Source organism: Serratia plymuthica, from assembly GCF_018336935.1.
Lineage (GTDB): Bacteria > Pseudomonadota > Gammaproteobacteria > Enterobacterales > Enterobacteriaceae > Serratia > Serratia plymuthica_B.
Window position 1 is genome coordinate 4,856,934 of record NZ_CP068771.1, and the last position, 17,469, is coordinate 4,874,402.

Genomic DNA, 17,469 nt, shown 5'->3' on the forward strand with positions numbered 1-17,469 from the left:
CAGTCAACCGGGTTAATCATTAGTGAGGCAGCGGATCCAACTTCTTGCCGCGCCGGAACTTCATCTGCAGCCGGTCAAAATACAGATACACCACCGGCGTGGTGTACAGCGTCAGCAACTGGCTCATGATCAGACCGCCGGCGATGGTGATGCCGAGCGGTTGGCGCAGCTCCGCGCCGTCACCGCTGGTCAGCACCAGCGGCAGTGCGCCGAACAATGCCGCCAGCGTGGTCATCATGATCGGCCGAAAACGCAGCATGCAGGCCTGGAAAATGGCTTCTCGCGCGCCGATGCCGCCGTTGCGCTGCGCATCGAGGGCGAAATCGACCATCATGATGGCGTTCTTCTTCACGATGCCGATCAGCAGCATAATGCCGATCAACGCGATCAGGCTGAACGGGGCGCCGAACAGCTCCAGCGCCAGCAGCGCGCCGACCCCGGCGGAAGGCAGGGTCGACAAGATAGTCAGCGGGTGAATATAGCTCTCGTAGAGCATGCCGAGCACGATATACACCGTGGCGATCGCGGCGGCGATCAGGAACAGCTGGGATTTCAGCGTATCCTGGAATACCTGCGCGGTACCGGCAAAGGCGCCACGTACCGTGGACGGTACGCCGAGCGTCGTCACGGCGCGTTCGACCGCGGCGGTGGCGTCTGACAAGCTGCCGCCGTCCGGCAGGTTAAAGGAGATGGTCGAAGCCGCCGACAGCCCCTGATGGTTGACCGACAGCGGCGCATTGGCCGGCTGCCAGCGGGCGAAATAGGCCAGAGGGATCGCCTTGCCGTCTTTGTTTATCACGAACATTTTGTCCAGCGAGCTGACGTCCTGGGTATAGGGCGGCGCCACTTCCATCACCACCTTGTACTGATTGAGCGGCTGATAGATGGTGGAGATCTGCCGCTGGCCGAAGGCGTTGTTCAGCAGGGCGTTGGCATCGGAGACCGAAATGCCGAGCCGCGACATGGTTTCGCGGTCGTAGATCAGATCCATCTCCGAGCCTTTGTCCTGTTGATCGGAGTTGACGTCCGCCAGCTCCGGCAGCGCGGCCAACGCGGTACGGATCTTCGGCTCCCATTCGCGCAGCGCGGCGAGATCGTCTGCCAGCAGCGTGTACTGGTAGCTGGCGTTGGATTGCCGGCCGCCGACGCGGATATCCTGCACCGCCATCAGGAACAGGCTGGCTCCCGGCTCTTTCGCCAGCCGGGCGCGCAACCGGGCTATCACCTTTTGCGCGTCATCGCTGCGTTCCGAAAGCGGCTTCAGCGAGATAAACATCGATCCGCTGTTGGTGCGCGAACCGCCGGTAAAACCGGTGACGTTTTCCACGTCCTTGTCTTCACGCACGATCTTCATGAAATCTTCCAGTTTGACGCGCATCGCCTGAAAAGAAATGCTCTGATCAGCCTGGATAAAGCCCAGCAGGCGGCCGGTATCCTGTTCGGGGAAAAAGGTTTTCGGGATGCTGACATACAGCCAGACGTTGAGCGCGATGGTGGCGAAGAATATCGCCAGCACCCAACGCGAGTGGCCGAGCACCCAGTTCAGCGAGCGGCCGTAGCCCTGTTGCAAGGCCAGCAACATTCTGCCGAAGCCGCGAATGCGCCGCTGGGCGCGCGCCGGCTGGTGGCGCAGCAGGTAGGCGCACATCATTGGCGTCAGCGTCAGCGAGACGATCAGCGACAGCCCTATCGACACCGACAGGGTGACGGCGAACTCGCGAAACAGCCGCCCGGGCAGGCCGTCCATCAGCAGCAACGGGATAAACACCGCCACCAGCGACACGCTCATCGACAGCACGGTAAAGCCGACTTCCCGCACCCCTTGCAATGCCGCGTTGAGCGGTTTCATGCCGGTCTCGACGTGGCGCGAAATATTCTCCAGCACCACGATGGCGTCATCGACCACAAAGCCGGTGGCGATGGTCAGCGCCATCAACGACAGGTTATTCAGGCTGAAGCCGCACAGGTACATGGCGGCGAAAGAGCCGATCAGCGACACCGGCACCGCGACCGCCGGGATCAGCGTGGCGCGGCCGGAGCGCAGGAAGATGAACACCACCAGGATCACCAAACCTATGGCGATCGCCAGCGACTGCTCCACTTCCGCCAGCGAGGCGCGAATGGTCGGCGAACGATCCTGGGCGATATTCAACTGGATTGACGCCGGAATGCTGTCCTGCAACGTCGGCAGCTCGGCGCGAATGCGATCGACGGTTTCAATGATGTTGGCGTCCGGCGCACGACTGATCGCCAGAATAATCGCCGGTTTGGCATTGGTCATGCCGGCGTTGCGTACGTCCTGTACCGAGTCTTTGACCTCGGCCACATCCCCCAGCCGCACCGCCGAGCCGTTGTTGTAGTGGATAATCAACGGCCGATAGGCGTCGGCGGTTTTCAACTCGTCATTGGCCTGGATCTGCCAGCGCTGTTGCGGGCTTTCCACCGATCCCTGCGGCCTGCGCACGTTGGCGCCGCTGATGGCCTGGCGCACGGCGTCCAGCGAGACGCCCTGGTTGAACAGGGCGGTCGGGTTCAACTCCACCCGCACCGCAGGCAGCGAGCTGCCGCCGACCGAGACGTCGCCTACGCCTTCGGTCTGGGCGATTTTCTGCGCCAGTTGGGTGGAGGCGAAATCGTACAGTTGGCCCTGGCTGTAGGTTTCCGAGGTCAGCGTCAGGATCATGATCGGCGCGTCGGACGGGTTGACCTTACGGTAGCTGGGGCGGTTCGGCATGCCGGTGGGCAGCAGGCTTTGCGCGGCGTTGATCGCCGCCTGCACGTCGCGGGCGGCGCCGTTGATATCGCGATTGAGATCGAATTGCAGGATTACCCGCGTGCTGCCCAGCGAGCTCATCGAGGTCATTTCATTGACCCCGGCAATCCGCCCCAGCGCACGCTCCAGCGGCGTCGCCACCGACGAGGCCATGGTTTCCGGGTCGGCGCCCGGCAGCGAGGCGCTGATCGAAATCACCGGGTAATCGACCTGCGGCAGCGGCGAGACCGGCAGCAGGCTAAAGCCAATCACGCCGCTGATGGCTATCGCCAACGTCAGCAGCGTGGTGGCGACCGGTCGGTAGATGAACAGGGCGAAGAATTTCACGGCAGCTCCTGCGCATCGGGCTGGCGGCGGGTATTGCGCGCCAGTTTGTCAAACAGCAGGTAGATCACCGGCGTGGTGAACAGCGTCAGGATCTGGCTCATCACCAGCCCGCCGACCATACAAACTCCGAGCGGGTGACGCAGTTCCGCGCCGGCGCCGGTGCTGAGCATCAGCGGCAGCGCGCCAAGCAATGCCGCCAGCGTGGTCATCAGGATTGGCCGGAAACGCAGCAGGCAGGCCTGATAAATCGCGTCGTACGGCGTCATGCCCTGTTCGCGCTCGGCGGCCAGCGCGAAGTCGATCATCATGATGGCGTTTTTCTTCACGATACCGATCAGCAAGATGATGCCGATAATGGCAATCACGTCCAGCTCGCTGCCGGCCATCATCAGCGCCAGCAGCGCGCCGACCCCGGCGGTCGGTAGGGTGGAGAGAATGGTCACCGGATGAATAAAGCTCTCGTACAGCACACCCAGCACGATATACATCGCCACTACCGCCGCCAGGATCAGCCACAGCGTGCTGCCCAGCGCCGCCTGGAACGCCAGCGTTGCGCCCTGGAACTGGGTGGTGATGTCTTTCGGCATGTTGAGGTTTTTTTCCGCCAGGGTAATGGCGTCCACCGCTTCGCCGAGCGAATAGTTGCCCGCCACGTTAAACGAGATGGTCGCCGCCGGGAATTGATCGAGATGGTTGACCGACAGCGGCCCGAAGCGCTCTTCGATTTTGGCGAGGGTGCTCAGCGGCACCGTGGTGCCGTTGCTGCTGGTCAGACGGATATCGTTCAGCGCCGCCAGCCCCGGCGTGGTGCTGACATCGTGCTCCAGCACCACGCGGTACTGGTTGGCCTGAGTGTAAATGGTGGAGATCAGCCGCTGGCCGAAGGCGTTGTACAGCGCGTTGTCCACGTCGCTCATGCTGATGCCGAGGCGCGAAGCGGAATCGCGATCGACATTCACGTAGGCCACCAGCCCCTGATCCTGCCAGTTGCTGGTCACGTCCGCCAACTGCGGCGTTTGCTTCAACTCGGCCATCAGTTGCGGTACCCACAGGCTGAGATCGTCCAGCGACATCGCCTGCAAGGTGAACTGGTATTGCGTGCGGCTGACCTGGGTGTCGATGGTCAGATCCTGTACCGGCTGCAGATACAGCTTCACGCCGGGGAATTGTGCGCTTTGCTGTTGCAGGCGGGCGATGATTGCCGGAATGCGTTCGCTGCGCTCGCTCAGCGGTTTAAGGTTGATTTGCAAACGGCCGCTGTTGAGCGTGGCGTTGCTGCCATCGACGCCGACGAACGACGTCAGGCTTTCCACCGCCGGATCTTTGAGGATTTCCGCCGCGACCTGCTGTTGGCGTTCGGCCATATTGCTGAACGACACCGTCTGCGGCGCCTCCACCGTGCCCTGAATGATGCCGTTGTCCTGCAGCGGGAAGAAGCCTTTCGGGATCAGCAGATACAGCAGCACCGTCAGCGCCAGGGTGCTCAGCGCCACGCCGAGCGTCAGCCACGGGTGATTCAACACGATTTTCAGCCACTTGCCGTATTGCGCGATCACCCGGTCGAAGAAGCGCTCGGAGGCGGCGGAAAACCGGTTCTGCTTGCGCAGCGATTCGTGGCTCAGCATGCGTGCGCACATCATCGGCGTCAGCGTCAGCGACACCACGGCGGAAATCAGGATCGCCACCGCCAGCGTGACGGCGAACTCGCGGAACAGCCGGCCAACGATATCCCCCATAAACAGCAGCGGAATCAATACCGCCACCAGCGAGAAGGTCAGCGAGATGATGGTGAAGCCGATTTCGCCGGCGCCTTTCAGCGCCGCGTCGAGCGGTTTTTCACCCTTTTCGATATAGCGCGAGATGTTTTCGATCACCACGATGGCGTCATCGACGACAAAACCGGTGGCGATGGTCAGCGCCATCAGCGTCAGGTTATTGATCGAGAAACCGAGAAAATACATGGCGGCAAAGGTGCCGACCAGCGACAGCGGCACCGCGACGCTCGGGATAATGGTGGCCGGCAGGTTGCGCAGGAACACGTAAATCACCATTACCACCAGCGCGACCGCCAGCAACAATTCAAACTGTACGTCGTTGACCGAAGCGCGAATGGTGGTGGTGCGATCGGTCAGCACCTTGACGTCCACCGACTTCGGCAGGCTTTTTATCAGCTGCGGCAGCATTTCGCGAATGCTGTCGGCGGTGGTGATCACGTTCACGCCCGGCTGGCGCTGAATGTTCAGCACGATCGCCGGCTGTTTGTTGGCCCAGGCGGCCAGGCGGGTATTTTCCGCCCCCTGCTCGATGGTGGCGATATCCTGCAACCGAATTGCCGCGCCGTTTTGGTAGGCGACGATCAGTTGGCGATAGTCGTCGGCGGATTTCATCTGATCGTTGGCGGAAAGCGTCACCGAGCGCGTCGGCCCATCCAGGCTGCCTTTGGCGGAGTTGACGTTAGCGTTGCCGATGGCGGTGCGGATTGTTTCGCTGTCCAGACCGTAGGCGGCCACCGCCGCGGCGTTCAGCTTCACGCGCACCGCCGGCCGCTGGCCGCCGGAGAGGGTAACCAGACCTACGCCGGTCACCTGGGAGATTTTTTGCGCGACGCGGGTTTCCACCATGTCTTCAACCTGGGTCATCGGCATGGCGGTCGAGGTGACGGCCAGCGTCATGATCGGCGGATCCGCAGGGTTGACCTTGCTGTAAATCGGCGGGTAGGGCAGATCGCTCGGCAGCAGGTTGGTGGCGGAGTTGATCGCCGCCTGCACTTCCTGCTCGGCGACGTCGAGCGGCAGCTCAAGCTGGAACTGCAGCGTTACCACCGACGCGCCGCCGGAGCTTTGCGACGCCATTTGTTTCAGGCCGGACATCTGGCCAAACTGGCGCTCCAGCGGGGCGGTGATGGCCGAGGTGACCACGTCCGGGCTGGCGCCGGGATACAGCGTGACCACCTGAATGGTCGGGTAATCCACTTCCGGCAGGGCGGAAACCGGCAGGGAGCGGTAGCCGATAATCCCCGCCAGCAAAATAGCCACCATCAACAACGTGGTGGCGACCGGGCGCAGAATAAACAGGCGGGAGGGGCCGCCGCCGGCGTTAGGTGGCATCGCCTGCATCAGGATTTCCCCTGTGCGAGCGGCTTGCTGCCCGGGGTGGCCTGCGGCGTCACCACTTCAACCTGCATGCCTTCGGTCAGGCGATCTATGCCGTCGGTTACCACCCGGTCACCGGCGTTCAGGCCGGCGCTGATGACCACTTGTCGGCTGTCCTGCACGCCGGTGGTCACGCGGTGTTTACTGACCTTGTTGTCTTCGCTCAGGGTCCAGACGAAGTTGCCTTCGTTGCCCATTTGCAGCGCGGCGGTCGGGATGACAATCGCGTTATGCAGGGTATCTACCTTCAACCGGGCGTTGACGAACTGGTTCGGGAACAGCGCATCGTCTTCATTGGTAAACCGCGCCTTCAGCTTGATGGTGCCGGTCGTGGTGTCAATCTGGTTGTCCAGGCTCAGCAGCGAACCGGTCGCCAGTTGAGTCTGGTTGGTGCGGTCCCAGGCTTCTACGCCGATCGGACCGGCTTTTTGCGCCTTGAGCAAATCGCCGATATTGCCTTCCGGCAGGGTGAACACCACGTCGATAGGGTGGGTCTGGGTGATCACCACGATGCCGGTGGTGCTGCCGCTGGTGATGTAGTTGCCGACATCGACCAGTTTCAGGCCGACGCGGCCGTCAATCGGCGCGGTGATGCGGCTGTAGGTGATTTGCAGTTTGGCGCTGTCGACCGAACCTTGATCGGCTTTGATCGCGCCTTCGGTCTGTTGCACCAGCGAGAGCTGGGTATCCAGATCCTGACGTGAAACCAGGTTGGTTTTCGCCAGTTGCTGGTAGCGCGCCAGATCCCGCCGCGCATTGGCGAGCGTTGCCTGATCTTTGGCCAATTGTCCCAGAGCCTGCGTCAGTTGCACTTCAAACGGGCGCGGGTCGATTTCGACCAGCAGATCGCCGGCTTTGACCTGCTGGCCTTCGGTAAAGTGGATAGCCATCAGTTGGCCGTCGACCCGGCTGGTGACGGTAACGGTATTGGCGGCAGTGGCGGTGCCCAGGCCGGAGAGATAACGCGGTACCGTCTGTTCGGTGGCGGTTGCCGCCTGTACCGGCGACATCGGCGCGCCGCGTCGGCCGCCCGCTGCGGCTTTGCCGCCAGCGGCGTGACGTGCGGCAGAGGCTGTATCGGCTGCGGGAGCGGCGGCATTGAAGTGACGCCAAATCAGAACGGCGGCAATGACCACTATCACCACAACCAGCAGGCGCGGCAGCAGTGAACGACGTTGGGTTTTTGCATTCATGGTGGCGAAAATTCTCTCCAAAGGGCAGGGGCGCGGGCACTCATTGCCACAAAAATTACACTCCTTACAGAATACTAGTTTAGCCAGTAAAGACGGCATAAAAATGAAGGAAATATGGAGGAAGCGTCAGCATTATCCGAATAGAGTGTCAATTTTATCCTGCTATCTTTATAAGTGATTTATTCCGGCTTATAGCCAATAGGTTTTAACGATCCCTTGTTTTTGCGCTAATAATTACCCTGCGAATCATTTATCCCATGGAGCATGCAATGAGCAAAAGAGAATTGGGCCGTTCGGGCATTCAGGTGCCGGCATTAACCTTCGGCGGCAATGTGTTTGGCTGGACGGCGGACCGCGAGACTTCATTCAGCCTGTTGGACGCGCTGGTGGAAAACCAGCTCAATTTCATCGATACCGCCGACGTCTATTCGAGCTGGGCGCCGGGTAATCAGGGTGGGGAGTCCGAAGCCACGATTGGCGAATGGCTGAAAAAAAGCGGTAAACGCGACCAGGTGATTATCGCCACCAAGGTGGGCAAGCCGATGGGCGAAGGCAAACAGGGGCTGTCGCCGCGCTACATCCAACGGGCGGTGGAAGACTCGTTGCGCCGCCTGCAGACCGACTATATCGATCTCTATCAATCGCACGACGATGACCGGGACACGCCGCTGGCGGAAACCCTGGCCGCGTTCGATGCGCTGATCAAGGCCGGTAAGGTGCGGGCGATAGGCGCTTCCAACTATCAGGCCGAGCGCCTGGAAGAGGCGCTGAAAGTGAGTGAGCGGGAAGGGCTGGCGCGTTACGAAACCCTGCAACCGGAATACAACCTGTATGCGCGCGAAGGGTTCGAAAAAGAGCTGGCGGCGGTGACGCAACGCCACGGCCTGGGGGTGATCAACTTCTTCTCGCTGGCCAGCGGCTTTCTGACCGGCAAATACCGCAGCGCGCAGGATGAAGGCAAAAGCCAGCGCGGGGACCGTATTGTGGCGCAATATCTCAACCCGCGCGGTTTCCGCATTTTGGCGGCGTTGGATCGGGTAGCGGAAAAACACCGTACCTCGCCGACGCAAGTCTCGCTGGCCTGGTTGATCGCCCGGCCGGGCATCACTGCGCCGATCGTCAGCGCCACGTCGTTAAAGCAGTTGGACGAGCTGATCGCCGCGACCCGGCTGCAACTGGACGCCGATGATATCAAGGCGCTGAACGAAGCCAGCGCCTGGTAATTCGTATTGCCGGGCGGTAATTTTGCTCTATCCTGAATGGGTCAATGTGATCCATTCAGGGAACCGCAATGCAAAGCGATATTATCAACGACCTTGCCACGCTGGAACAGCTGTATGGCAAACCCGCCGCGCCGTCGGTATTTAAAGAAGTCAGTTACATTCATCCGGTCTACCGCCCCTTTATCGAAGCCGCCCCCTTTGCCGCATTGTCCACCGTTGGGCCTGACGGGATGGACGTCTCCCCACGCGGCGATCCGGCCGGTTTTATTCATATCGAAGACGAGAAAACCCTGCTGCTGCCGGACCGACGCGGCAACAACCGCATCGACAGCCTGCGCAATATCCTGCATGACAACCGGGTGGCGCTGCTGTTGCTGATCCCCGGTATCGGCGAAACGCTGCGGATTAACGGCCGCGCGGAGATTGTTGTCGCCCAGGAGGTGCTGCAACGTTTTGCCCACCGCAATATGTTGCCGCGTTCGGTGTTGCGCATTCATGTTGAGGCGGTGTTTTTCCAGTGCAGCCGGGCGATATTGCGCTCAGGGCTGTGGGACGAAGCCAGCCACCTTGAACGTTCGGCGCTGCCCAGCACCGGCAACATTCTGGCCGAGGTGAGCAAAACGCAGTTTGACGGCGACGAGTACGACAGCGCACTGCCGCAGCGGCTGCGGGATACGCTGTATTAGCGCGGCGCGGCGTTTAACAACGCCAGTAGCCGGGCGAGGGCGTTTTCCATCGGTTGGCCGGCGGTATCGATGCGGGCCACAGGCGTGGCCCAGGGCCTATAGTCATGGTCGATAACGCTCTGCCAATCGGGGAGTTTCAGCCCGGCGATATCCCCGTTGCGGGTTTCCACCCGGCGGCGGTGTTCGGCGCTGTCGGAACAGCAGACTTCAATATCAAAGCAAGCGGTGCCGGCCCGTTGCGCGACGCTGTGCCAGGCGGCTCGCGTCACCGGCAACGGGTTGACCGAGTCGGCAATCACCCGATGGCCCAAACGCAGGTTATCCTCCGCCACGCCATAAGCGGCAAAGTAACCGGCCGGCCCAATGTCGCTCGCCAGCATGCCGCTGTTGCGGATCGCCTGTTCAAGAGTGTCTATGCGCAGATGGATGGCCGGCAGCGTGGCTGCCAGCGCCCGCGCCAGTGTGGTTTTACCGCTGCCCGGCAGCCCGGAAAAAACGATCAGCATTGCTGTGCCCGCCATTGTTGCCGTCCCAGCCGATACACTACATGATTTTGCAGCGGATGGCCCTGCGGTAAGCGCGGGTGCAGGAAGCTTTCGCCGTCGAACGCCATGCCAATACGCGCCATAACCCGACGCGAAGGTTGGTTGACGGCAGCGGTAAAAGACACCACTTCATCCAGTTGCAGCGCGTTGAAGGCGGTAGCCAGCACCGCCCTGGCCGCTTCGCTGGCGTAGCCGTTGCCCCAGTGGGGGGCCGCCAGCCGCCAGCCGATTTCCACGCAGGGGGAGCAGGGCAGATCGTCCGCCCGCATCGCCAGCCCGACAAAGCCGATAAAAGGCGCGCTGCCTTTCACTTCCAGCGCCCAAAAGCCCCAGCCGTGCAGGCGCATGAACCGGCGGATGTCGTCGGCCTGGGCGTGGCTTTGCTCGGCCGTCATCACTGAGGGGAAATAACGCATGACTTGCGGATCGGCGTTGAGGGCGGCAAAGGCCGGCAGATCCTCGTCGCGCCAGGCACGCAACCGCAGCCGAGCGCTGTCAGGTGGGAGGATTTCAGGCATCACTGGCCTCCAATGACCGGGGCGCGGCAGGCCGCGCCCACGGGCAATTAACGGAACAGCGTTTGCGCCCAACGCGCCAGCCCGGCGGTAACCGAGCCGAAGTCGTTGCCGCCGACGATAGGAATGCCAGGCAACTGCTGTTGCAGCGCGGCGCGCAGCAGCGGCGAGCGTGCGCTGCCGCCGGTGAGATAAATCACTTCCGGCGCGGTCTGGCTGCTGGCCAGCGCGGCGCTGACCTGCTCCTGAATGCGCAACAGCGGCTGAGAGATAGCGTCGGCCAACTGATCCTGGCTGATGATTTCCGCCAGTTCCGGCTGAACGAACGCCAGCGGCGCCTGGGTGGTTTGCTGTGCGGACAGGGCGATTTTACTCTCCTCCGCCGCGCGTACCAAACGGTAGCTCAGCCGCTGCTGATGTACTTTCAACAGGCGCTTGACCTTTTCCGGCTCGGCGGCGTCGCGGATCAGATCCCGCAGCATACGGCCGTTGGCGGCGCTGTAGAAATCGATTTGCGCCGGCACGTCGTTGGTCGCCACCGCGTTCCAGTAAGGCAGCGCAGGCAGAGCGATGCCCTTTTCGGTTTCGCCGCCCATGCCGAACAGCGGCATCAGCTGTTTGAACGCCAGCATGATGTCCAGATCGTTACCGCCGACGCGGCAACCGCTGTGCCCCAACAGGCTCTGCTGGCGATCGGCGCGATCGCGCCATTGCGGCCCCATCAACAGCACCGAACAGTCCGTGGTGCCGCCGCCGATATCCACCACCAGCACGGTTTTCTCTTCGCCCAGCGTGGCTTCGAAGTCCAGACCCGCCGCTACCGGCTCGAACTGGAATTCAATATCCTTAAACCCGGCGCGTTCGGCGGCGCGCTGCAAAATGCCCTGCGCCTGTCGGTTGGCGTCTTCACCGCCGATGCCCTGGAAGTTGATCGGGCGGCCGATGACCGCCTGGCTGATGCTGCTCTGCAGCACGTTTTCCGCCTGGCGTTTGATGTGGAACATCATGGCGCACACCAGATCTTCGAACAGCGCGATCTGCTGCGGCTTCAGGCCGTTGGCGCCGAGGAAGGATTTCGGCGAGCGGACAAAATAGACTTCTTCCGGATCTTCAACGTAGTGCGCCAGTGCCTGCAGGCCAAACTGCACGCTGTCGTTGCCGACCGGAATGTCTTCTTCGCGGTTGTAGTTGATCGCCCGGCGCAGCAACTGCTGGTTCTCTTCGCTGCCGGTCGGCACCTGCCAGTGGCGGTGCAGGCATTCGCTCACCGCTTCGCGCGTCGGTGCGCACAGCATCGACGGCAGGTAAGGTTCGTTGTTTTCCAGCGTCAGCAGCTCGGGGCCGTTATCTCGCATCACTGCGACGGAACAGTTGGCCGTTCCGTAGTCAAATCCAATAAACATGTCTTCTCTCTCTCCCCATGCCAATGAAGGGGGGCGACTTTACCCGAGTCCCGGCCCCTGGGCAACGTATGCGCGCTTAACTGACGAAAAATTTAGCGCGGCGGGCGGCGCTATGCTTAACTTAGGCTTCCTGTCTTAATGTCCGAATCCCGCACGTCAGCGCGCCAGCCGAGTCGCATAATGAACAAAAAACTGACCCCGAGCGTTGCCATGAAAAACCAGCAACAGGCCCTGTATGACGCACTGAGTGCGCGCGATCGCAAATTTGACGGCCGCTTTTTCGTCGGCGTGTCCTCGACCGGCATCTATTGCCGGCCGGTGTGCAGCGCCCGTACGCCGAAAATCGAAAACTGCACTTTTTATCCCAGCGCGGCGGCGGCGGAACTGGCGGGGTTTCGCCCCTGCCTGAAGTGCCGGCCGGAACTGGCGCCGGGACTGGCGCTGATCGACCTCGGCAACCGCTATGCACAGGTGGCGGTGCAACTGATTGAGCAGGGCTATTTGTCCGAACACAGCTGTGAGCAACTGGCTACGCGGCTGGGGATTTCCGATCGCCACCTGCGCCGTATCTTTGCCGATCAGTTTGGCGCATCCCCGATTGATTACGCTCAGTCGCACCGGTTGTTGCAGGCCAAGCGGCTGCTGGCGGATACCGACCTGCCGTTGAGCGAGGTGGCGTTTACCGCCGGTTTCGGCAGCCTGCGGCGGTTTAACGAGTTGTTCAAGGCGCGCTATCGGCTGATCCCCTCAGCGCTGCGCAGCAACAGTGGCCGCAATGAGCGCACCGTCGCCAGCGGGCTGGTGTTTCATCTGGCTTATCGTCCGCCGTATGACTGGCCGCGCATGCTGGGTTTTTTACAGATGCGCGCGGTGAGCGGCGTGGAAAAAGTGCAGGATCAACAGTATTTGCGGTCGATCGCCGTCACTCTGGGCGGGGTGGAGTATCGCGGCTGGGTCAGCGTGCAGCCGGAGGAGGCGCATAACCGGGTGCGGGTGGAAATTGCGCCGACGCTGAGCCGGGCGGCCACCGAGGTGCTGCGGCGCATTCGCCAGCTGTTTGATTTGGACGCGGCGCCGGATCTTATCGCCAATGCGTTAGGGACATTAGCCGCCGATGCGCCGGGCCTGCGGCTGCCTGGCTGCGTCAACAGTTTCGAACAGGCGACCCGCGCGGTGCTGGGGCAATTGGTCAGCGTGAAGATGGCGGCCACCTTTGCCGGGCGCATGGCCGAACGTTGGGGAACCCCGCTGGAACAGCCCTACGGCGGCATTACCCATGTGTTTCCCGCAGCCGAACGGGTGGCGCAATTGCGGCCCGAAGATTTGCGCCCGCTGGGGGTGCAGCTCAAACGCGCGGCGGCGCTGATCGCCATTGCGCAGGCGGTCACCGAAGGGCGATTGCAGCTAGATAACGTGCTGGATATTGAGCAGGGGATCAAGGCGCTGACCGCGCTGCCGGGTATCGGCAACTGGACGGCAAGCTACATCGCCATGCGCGCCTGGTCATGGCCGGACGTATTTTTGGCGGGGGATTATCTGATCAAACAGCGTTTCCCCGGCATGACGCCGCGCCAGATTGAACGCTATGCCGAACGCTGGCGGCCATGGCGTTCCTACGCCACGTTGCATCTGTGGCATAACGGCGTCTGGGCACCCTCAGAGAATGCCGCCGGGTAGAGGGGTTATTCTTCAGAGGGGAGCCGCGCCAGCAGGCTGCTGATGCCTTCGCGCATCAGAAAGCTCAGCAGCTTTTCGCGTTCGCTTTCCGTCAGGTGGTAGTAATACTCAATCCACAAGGTCAGCGGCGGCTGGCGTTCCAGTTGGTAAAATGCCGGCTCCTCTTGCAGCGTCAGCAGGCTGCGCGCCCCGATGGGCAGGCTGTCGATATGGTATTCCACGGCCCTGCCTTGTACGCCTTCCCGGCGGCGGCTGATCCAGCCTTCGCGCCGGGCCTTCAAATTTATTCCCTGTGGCGAGGTAGGTAATCCTGCAATGCCTGTAAGCTCCCTGGCGGCGAACCACTCATTTTTCATAGCCATTATCCCTGGGCAATCGCGTACAAAGACGGTTTGTAAAACAGCCTGACTGGCGCCGTCCGGCGATATCATGTTATTCAAACGATTAATCTTTACTCGTTAGTTATACCATTAACTCAAGATTGGCTAAGCAAAAAAGATCGGCAGGGGGCGTGCGGCCGCTGATAAGGCCGCAGTCTGAAAGGCAGGGGGAAAGGCTGGGGTTAGCGGACGCCGAAGTAACCGCCGCTGAGCAGCTCCGACAGCGGCTGTTCCAGCGCCACGGTGTCGCCGTCGGCCAGAGCGACGCCGATGGTCTGCAGCGTAGTGAGCGTGATCTGCTGGTGCGCCGGGCCGGCCAGCGTCTGGGCATGTACCCGGTGAGCCGCACTGTTGAGCATAGACACCATCAGTTCATCCATCTGATTGCAATGCACGTTGGTGATAAAGCGTTCGTCGATGCGAATATAGTCAATCATCTGGCCTTGCAACTCGTCGAAGGCATTGAGGTTGTGGCCAAAACCGTTGACGATCAGCTTGCAACCCCGTTGTTGCAGCTGATGGATAAATGGCCTGCAGATGGCCGCGTGCTCGAGTAGCGCCGTGTCATCGACCATCCACAACAGGGCTTCGGGCTGCAATGGGGAAGCGTCGAGAGTTGTCAGCAGGTCGCGCTGGAATTGCGCATCGAGCAGGCTGTCGGTCGCCAGCGGCAGCGCCACGGATATCCCCTTGCGGCTAATGTCTCCGGCGCTCTGCGTCAAAACCTGCCCGACGATCCAACGATCCAGATCAGGCTGCAGGCTATACATTTGCGCGGCGGCGATAAACTCGTCGCGGGTAAACGACCGGTCGTCCAGCGCCATAACCTGTAGTTTCAATTGATAAAAACAGACCGCCTGCGGCGTTTTGGGCGGTGCCGCCGCTTTGACGTGCAACGCCAACTGCCCGTCGGCGATGATGTCTGCCACTTCCTGCCTCGTCAACCGTTGATGCTGGCGTTCCAGCATCATTTTCTGGCGCGTTTCGTAGAGATAAACCTGGCCGCGGCCGCGATGTTTGGCGGTATAACAGGCGATATCCGCCTGCGCCAGCAGTTCGCCGCTTTTGCCGCCGGCGGCATCGATGCGGGTGATGCCCGCACTGGCGCCGACGTGATAAATCTTCCCTTCCCAAAAAAACGGGTATTGGCTGATGTGGTTAATCAGTTGCTGCGTCAGTGATTTGGCCTGTTCCCGCGCGCAGTCAAACAGGATCAATCCGAACTCGTCGCCGCCGAGCCGAGCCAGGCAGTCGCTGTTGCGCAGATGGTGCAGCATCAACTGAGCGATCTCTCTTAACAGCTCGTCGCCTGCGGCATGGCCGGCACTGTCATTGACCGCCTTGAAGCGGTCGAGATCGAGAAATACCAGCGCATGCTGCTGTTTTTCACCGGTTCCGGCGAGGGTGGCTTTCAGGCGTTTCTCGAAGTTGGCGCGGTTTGGCAAGCCGGTCAGCGCATCGTGCGATGCGCTGTAACTCAGTTTTTTCATCAGTTCGCGGGAGGCGGTGACGTCTTGCAAGACAATCACTGCGCCCATTACTTCGCCGTCCACCGTTTTCAGCGGCGATACCGACTGCTGAATGTCGAAATGGCGCCCGTCACGGCTGTGCAGCACCAGGGCATAATCCGCCGAAAGCGGCCGGTTTTCCTGCAGGCAGCACTGGATCGGGTTTTCCACTTCTTCGCCGTCTTTGCCGTTGGTCAGGCGCACCACGCCGGCGATAGGCATGCCGATCGCCAGGCTCAGCGACCAGCCGCACATTTGTTCGGCCACCGGGTTCATAAAGGTGATACGCATTTCGTCGTCGGTGGAGATCACGCCTTCGCCAATGGCGTCGAGCGTAATGTGCAGGCGCTCTTTCTCTTCGTGCAGCGCTCCTGTGAGGTTTCTGACTTCCGTCATGTCGATGTTGGTGCCGATCATGCGCAAGGGGCGGCCTTGTTCGTCCAGAATGACGTTGCCCTGGCCACGAATGTGGCGCACTTTCCCCTGGCGAGTGAGCAGCCGGAATTCCAGAATGAACGGCCGCGGGTGTTCCAGCAAGGAGGCCATCTCAAGGTCGGTGCGTTCGCGGTCCTCCGGCAGCAGCAGCGTGCGCCACAGCGACAGCGTCGGCGTCTGGTCCGGGCTGAGGTCATACAGCTCGTACATCCGCTTATCCCAGGTAAGGACGTCGTCGTTCATCATCCATTCCCAAACGCCGACGCCACCCACCTGATTGGCCAGCGTGATGCGTTCCACCAACCGGTGGTTTTCCGCTGCGGTGTGCTTCAGTTCGCTGATGTCTTCCACCTGAGAAATAAAATACAGCGGCAGACCTTCGGGATCGCGTACCAGCGATACGGCCAGCAGCGCCCAGACGAGTTCGCCGTCGCTGCGAATATAGCGTTTCTCCAGGGTATAGCTGCTGATATGGCCGTCGAGCAGATCGCGCACCTGGGACAGATCGGCGTCCAGATCGTCCGGGTGGGTGATTTCCTGGAACGTCAGCCGTTGCAGCGCCTCTGGCGTGTAACCCAGCAGTTTGCACAGCGCCTGGTTGACCTGCAACCAGTTCCCCTGCGGGGAAACCAACGCCATGCCGATGGCGGAATACTCCAGCGCATTGCGAAAACGGGTTTCGCTTTCGACGATATGCCGTTTTTCCTCGCGGAAGGCGTGCATCACCATCGCCATCGAATGCGCCGGGATCAAGATCAGCAAAATCGGCAGGTAAATATCTATGTTGCTGAGGGGGATTACGGACGTATGGGCTTGCAGCAACCCGAACGTAATCATCACTGTGACCAGCAGCGTGGTGCAAAAACAGATGATGAAGGTTTCCAGCCGCAGCAGCGCGATTGCCGCCCACAACAGCGGCAGAATAACGAAGGTGAAGGGAAAGGGCAGATAGCTCAGCGCCAGATAGTTGAAGGCCAGCGTCATCATCAGCGCCAGCAACAGCGAGAACAGGTTAAGCGTTTCCAGCATGCGGCGGCGATACACCAGCCCAATCGGCGTCAGCGACAGCACGCCAACCGCTTCCGAAATAAACCAGGTACTGAATGGGTACCAGAACGGTTGTCCGGGTTCAGGTGCCCACCAGGCTGCCAGCAGGGCACTGAACAAGGGGGTGAAAATCACCGCGCAGACCACGAATTTAAGCCAACTGACCAGGCCGTTCAGCGGGTCGTCCGCCAGCAGCAGGCGGCGCAGCAGCAATGTGCTGACCACGGCTTCCAGCAGGTTGAGCAGCGCCAGTTTGACCGGCAGCCAACTGTAGCCGAACAAAATAATGCTGGCGGCGACGATGGCCACCCAAAATGCCAACAGCGACAATCCCCACTGCGCCGTCGGTTGCCGGTAGAGTGCAACGATAATGGCGGCGGTCGGGAACCACAGCGGGGTAAAATGGCTGGATTCGCGGGACAGCAACAAGCTCAGCAGCGCCAGGACAAAAACCGCCAGCGTCGCCAGCAGCGTCTGTGTCAGCCAGGTGCCTTTACGCGGGGTGACGTGATTGGGTGAGCTAATATCCATAGATAACCTTTTCGCGGCATCTCTGTCACTGAGCGAGGTCATGACGCGGATAGAATGAGACGATTTATTGGCAA

At 61.1% G+C, this 17,469-nt stretch carries 11 protein-coding genes; 3 read left to right on the top strand and 8 right to left on the bottom strand.

What is annotated here, in order from left to right; translation table 11 throughout:
• Positions 1-19: 19 nt before the first annotated feature.
• From mdtC to JK621_RS22565, 3 genes are read right to left on the bottom strand one after another with little or no spacing between them, the layout of a single operon-like run.
• Positions 20-3,100 carry a multidrug efflux RND transporter permease subunit MdtC gene (gene mdtC / locus JK621_RS22555; RefSeq protein ID WP_212557725.1) on the bottom strand — a complete coding sequence of 1,027 codons (3,081 nt, stop codon included), beginning with the start codon at positions 3,098-3,100 and terminating at the stop codon, positions 20-22.
• A complete protein-coding gene (locus tag JK621_RS22560; protein WP_212557726.1) occupies positions 3,097-6,216 on the bottom strand; it encodes an MdtB/MuxB family multidrug efflux RND transporter permease subunit in 3,120 nt (1,039 codons plus the stop codon). The genes mdtC and JK621_RS22560 overlap by 4 nt, the downstream gene beginning before the upstream one ends.
• Positions 6,216-7,445 (bottom strand): MdtA/MuxA family multidrug efflux RND transporter periplasmic adaptor subunit, encoded by a 1,230-nt coding sequence (locus JK621_RS22565; RefSeq protein ID WP_212557727.1) that lies wholly within the window; start codon positions 7,443-7,445, stop codon positions 6,216-6,218. Before JK621_RS22565 ends, JK621_RS22560 begins: the two co-directional genes overlap by 1 nt.
• A gap of 269 nt (positions 7,446-7,714) precedes the next feature.
• Here JK621_RS22565 and JK621_RS22570 point away from each other — a divergent pair, with 269 nt between their 5' ends.
• Both JK621_RS22570 and JK621_RS22575 read left to right on the top strand, forming a co-directional pair.
• Positions 7,715-8,668, top strand: coding sequence for an aldo/keto reductase (locus JK621_RS22570; protein ID WP_212557728.1), 954 nt, complete (start codon positions 7,715-7,717; stop codon positions 8,666-8,668).
• Positions 8,669-8,736: 68 nt separating this feature from the next.
• Positions 8,737-9,354 (top strand): pyridoxamine 5'-phosphate oxidase family protein, encoded by a 618-nt coding sequence (locus tag JK621_RS22575; protein ID WP_212557729.1) that lies wholly within the window; start codon positions 8,737-8,739, stop codon positions 9,352-9,354.
• Here the strand turns inward: JK621_RS22575 and JK621_RS22580 are convergent.
• From JK621_RS22580 to yegD, 3 genes are read right to left on the bottom strand one after another with little or no spacing between them, the layout of a single operon-like run.
• The gene (locus JK621_RS22580) at positions 9,351-9,860 is read right to left on the bottom strand and encodes an AAA family ATPase (protein ID WP_249337112.1); all 510 of its coding nucleotides are present in this window, start codon (positions 9,858-9,860) and stop codon (positions 9,351-9,353) included. The two genes, JK621_RS22575 and JK621_RS22580, sit on opposite strands and share 4 nt — an antisense overlap.
• Positions 9,854-10,417: a GNAT family N-acetyltransferase gene (locus JK621_RS22585; protein ID WP_212557731.1), complete on the bottom strand. Its 564-nt coding sequence runs from the start codon at positions 10,415-10,417 to the stop codon at positions 9,854-9,856. Before JK621_RS22585 ends, JK621_RS22580 begins: the two co-directional genes overlap by 7 nt.
• 47 nt (positions 10,418-10,464) lie before the next feature.
• A complete protein-coding gene (gene yegD, locus JK621_RS22590) occupies positions 10,465-11,817 on the bottom strand; it encodes a molecular chaperone (RefSeq protein WP_212557732.1) in 1,353 nt (450 codons plus the stop codon).
• Between the two features lie 180 nt (positions 11,818-11,997).
• Here yegD and alkA point away from each other — a divergent pair, with 180 nt between their 5' ends.
• A complete protein-coding gene (gene alkA / locus JK621_RS22595) occupies positions 11,998-13,494 on the top strand; it encodes a DNA-3-methyladenine glycosylase 2 (protein WP_212557733.1) in 1,497 nt (498 codons plus the stop codon).
• A 5-nt stretch (positions 13,495-13,499) separates the two neighbouring features.
• Here the strand turns inward: alkA and JK621_RS22600 are convergent, their stop codons facing one another.
• Positions 13,500-13,850 carry a DNA-binding protein gene (locus tag JK621_RS22600; protein ID WP_212557734.1) on the bottom strand — a complete coding sequence of 117 codons (351 nt, stop codon included), beginning with the start codon at positions 13,848-13,850 and terminating at the stop codon, positions 13,500-13,502.
• 206 nt (positions 13,851-14,056) lie between these two features.
• Entirely contained in the window at positions 14,057-17,395 is a 3,339-nt protein-coding gene (locus tag JK621_RS22605) for a diguanylate cyclase (protein WP_212557735.1), read from the bottom strand.
• Positions 17,396-17,469 lie beyond the last annotated feature (74 nt).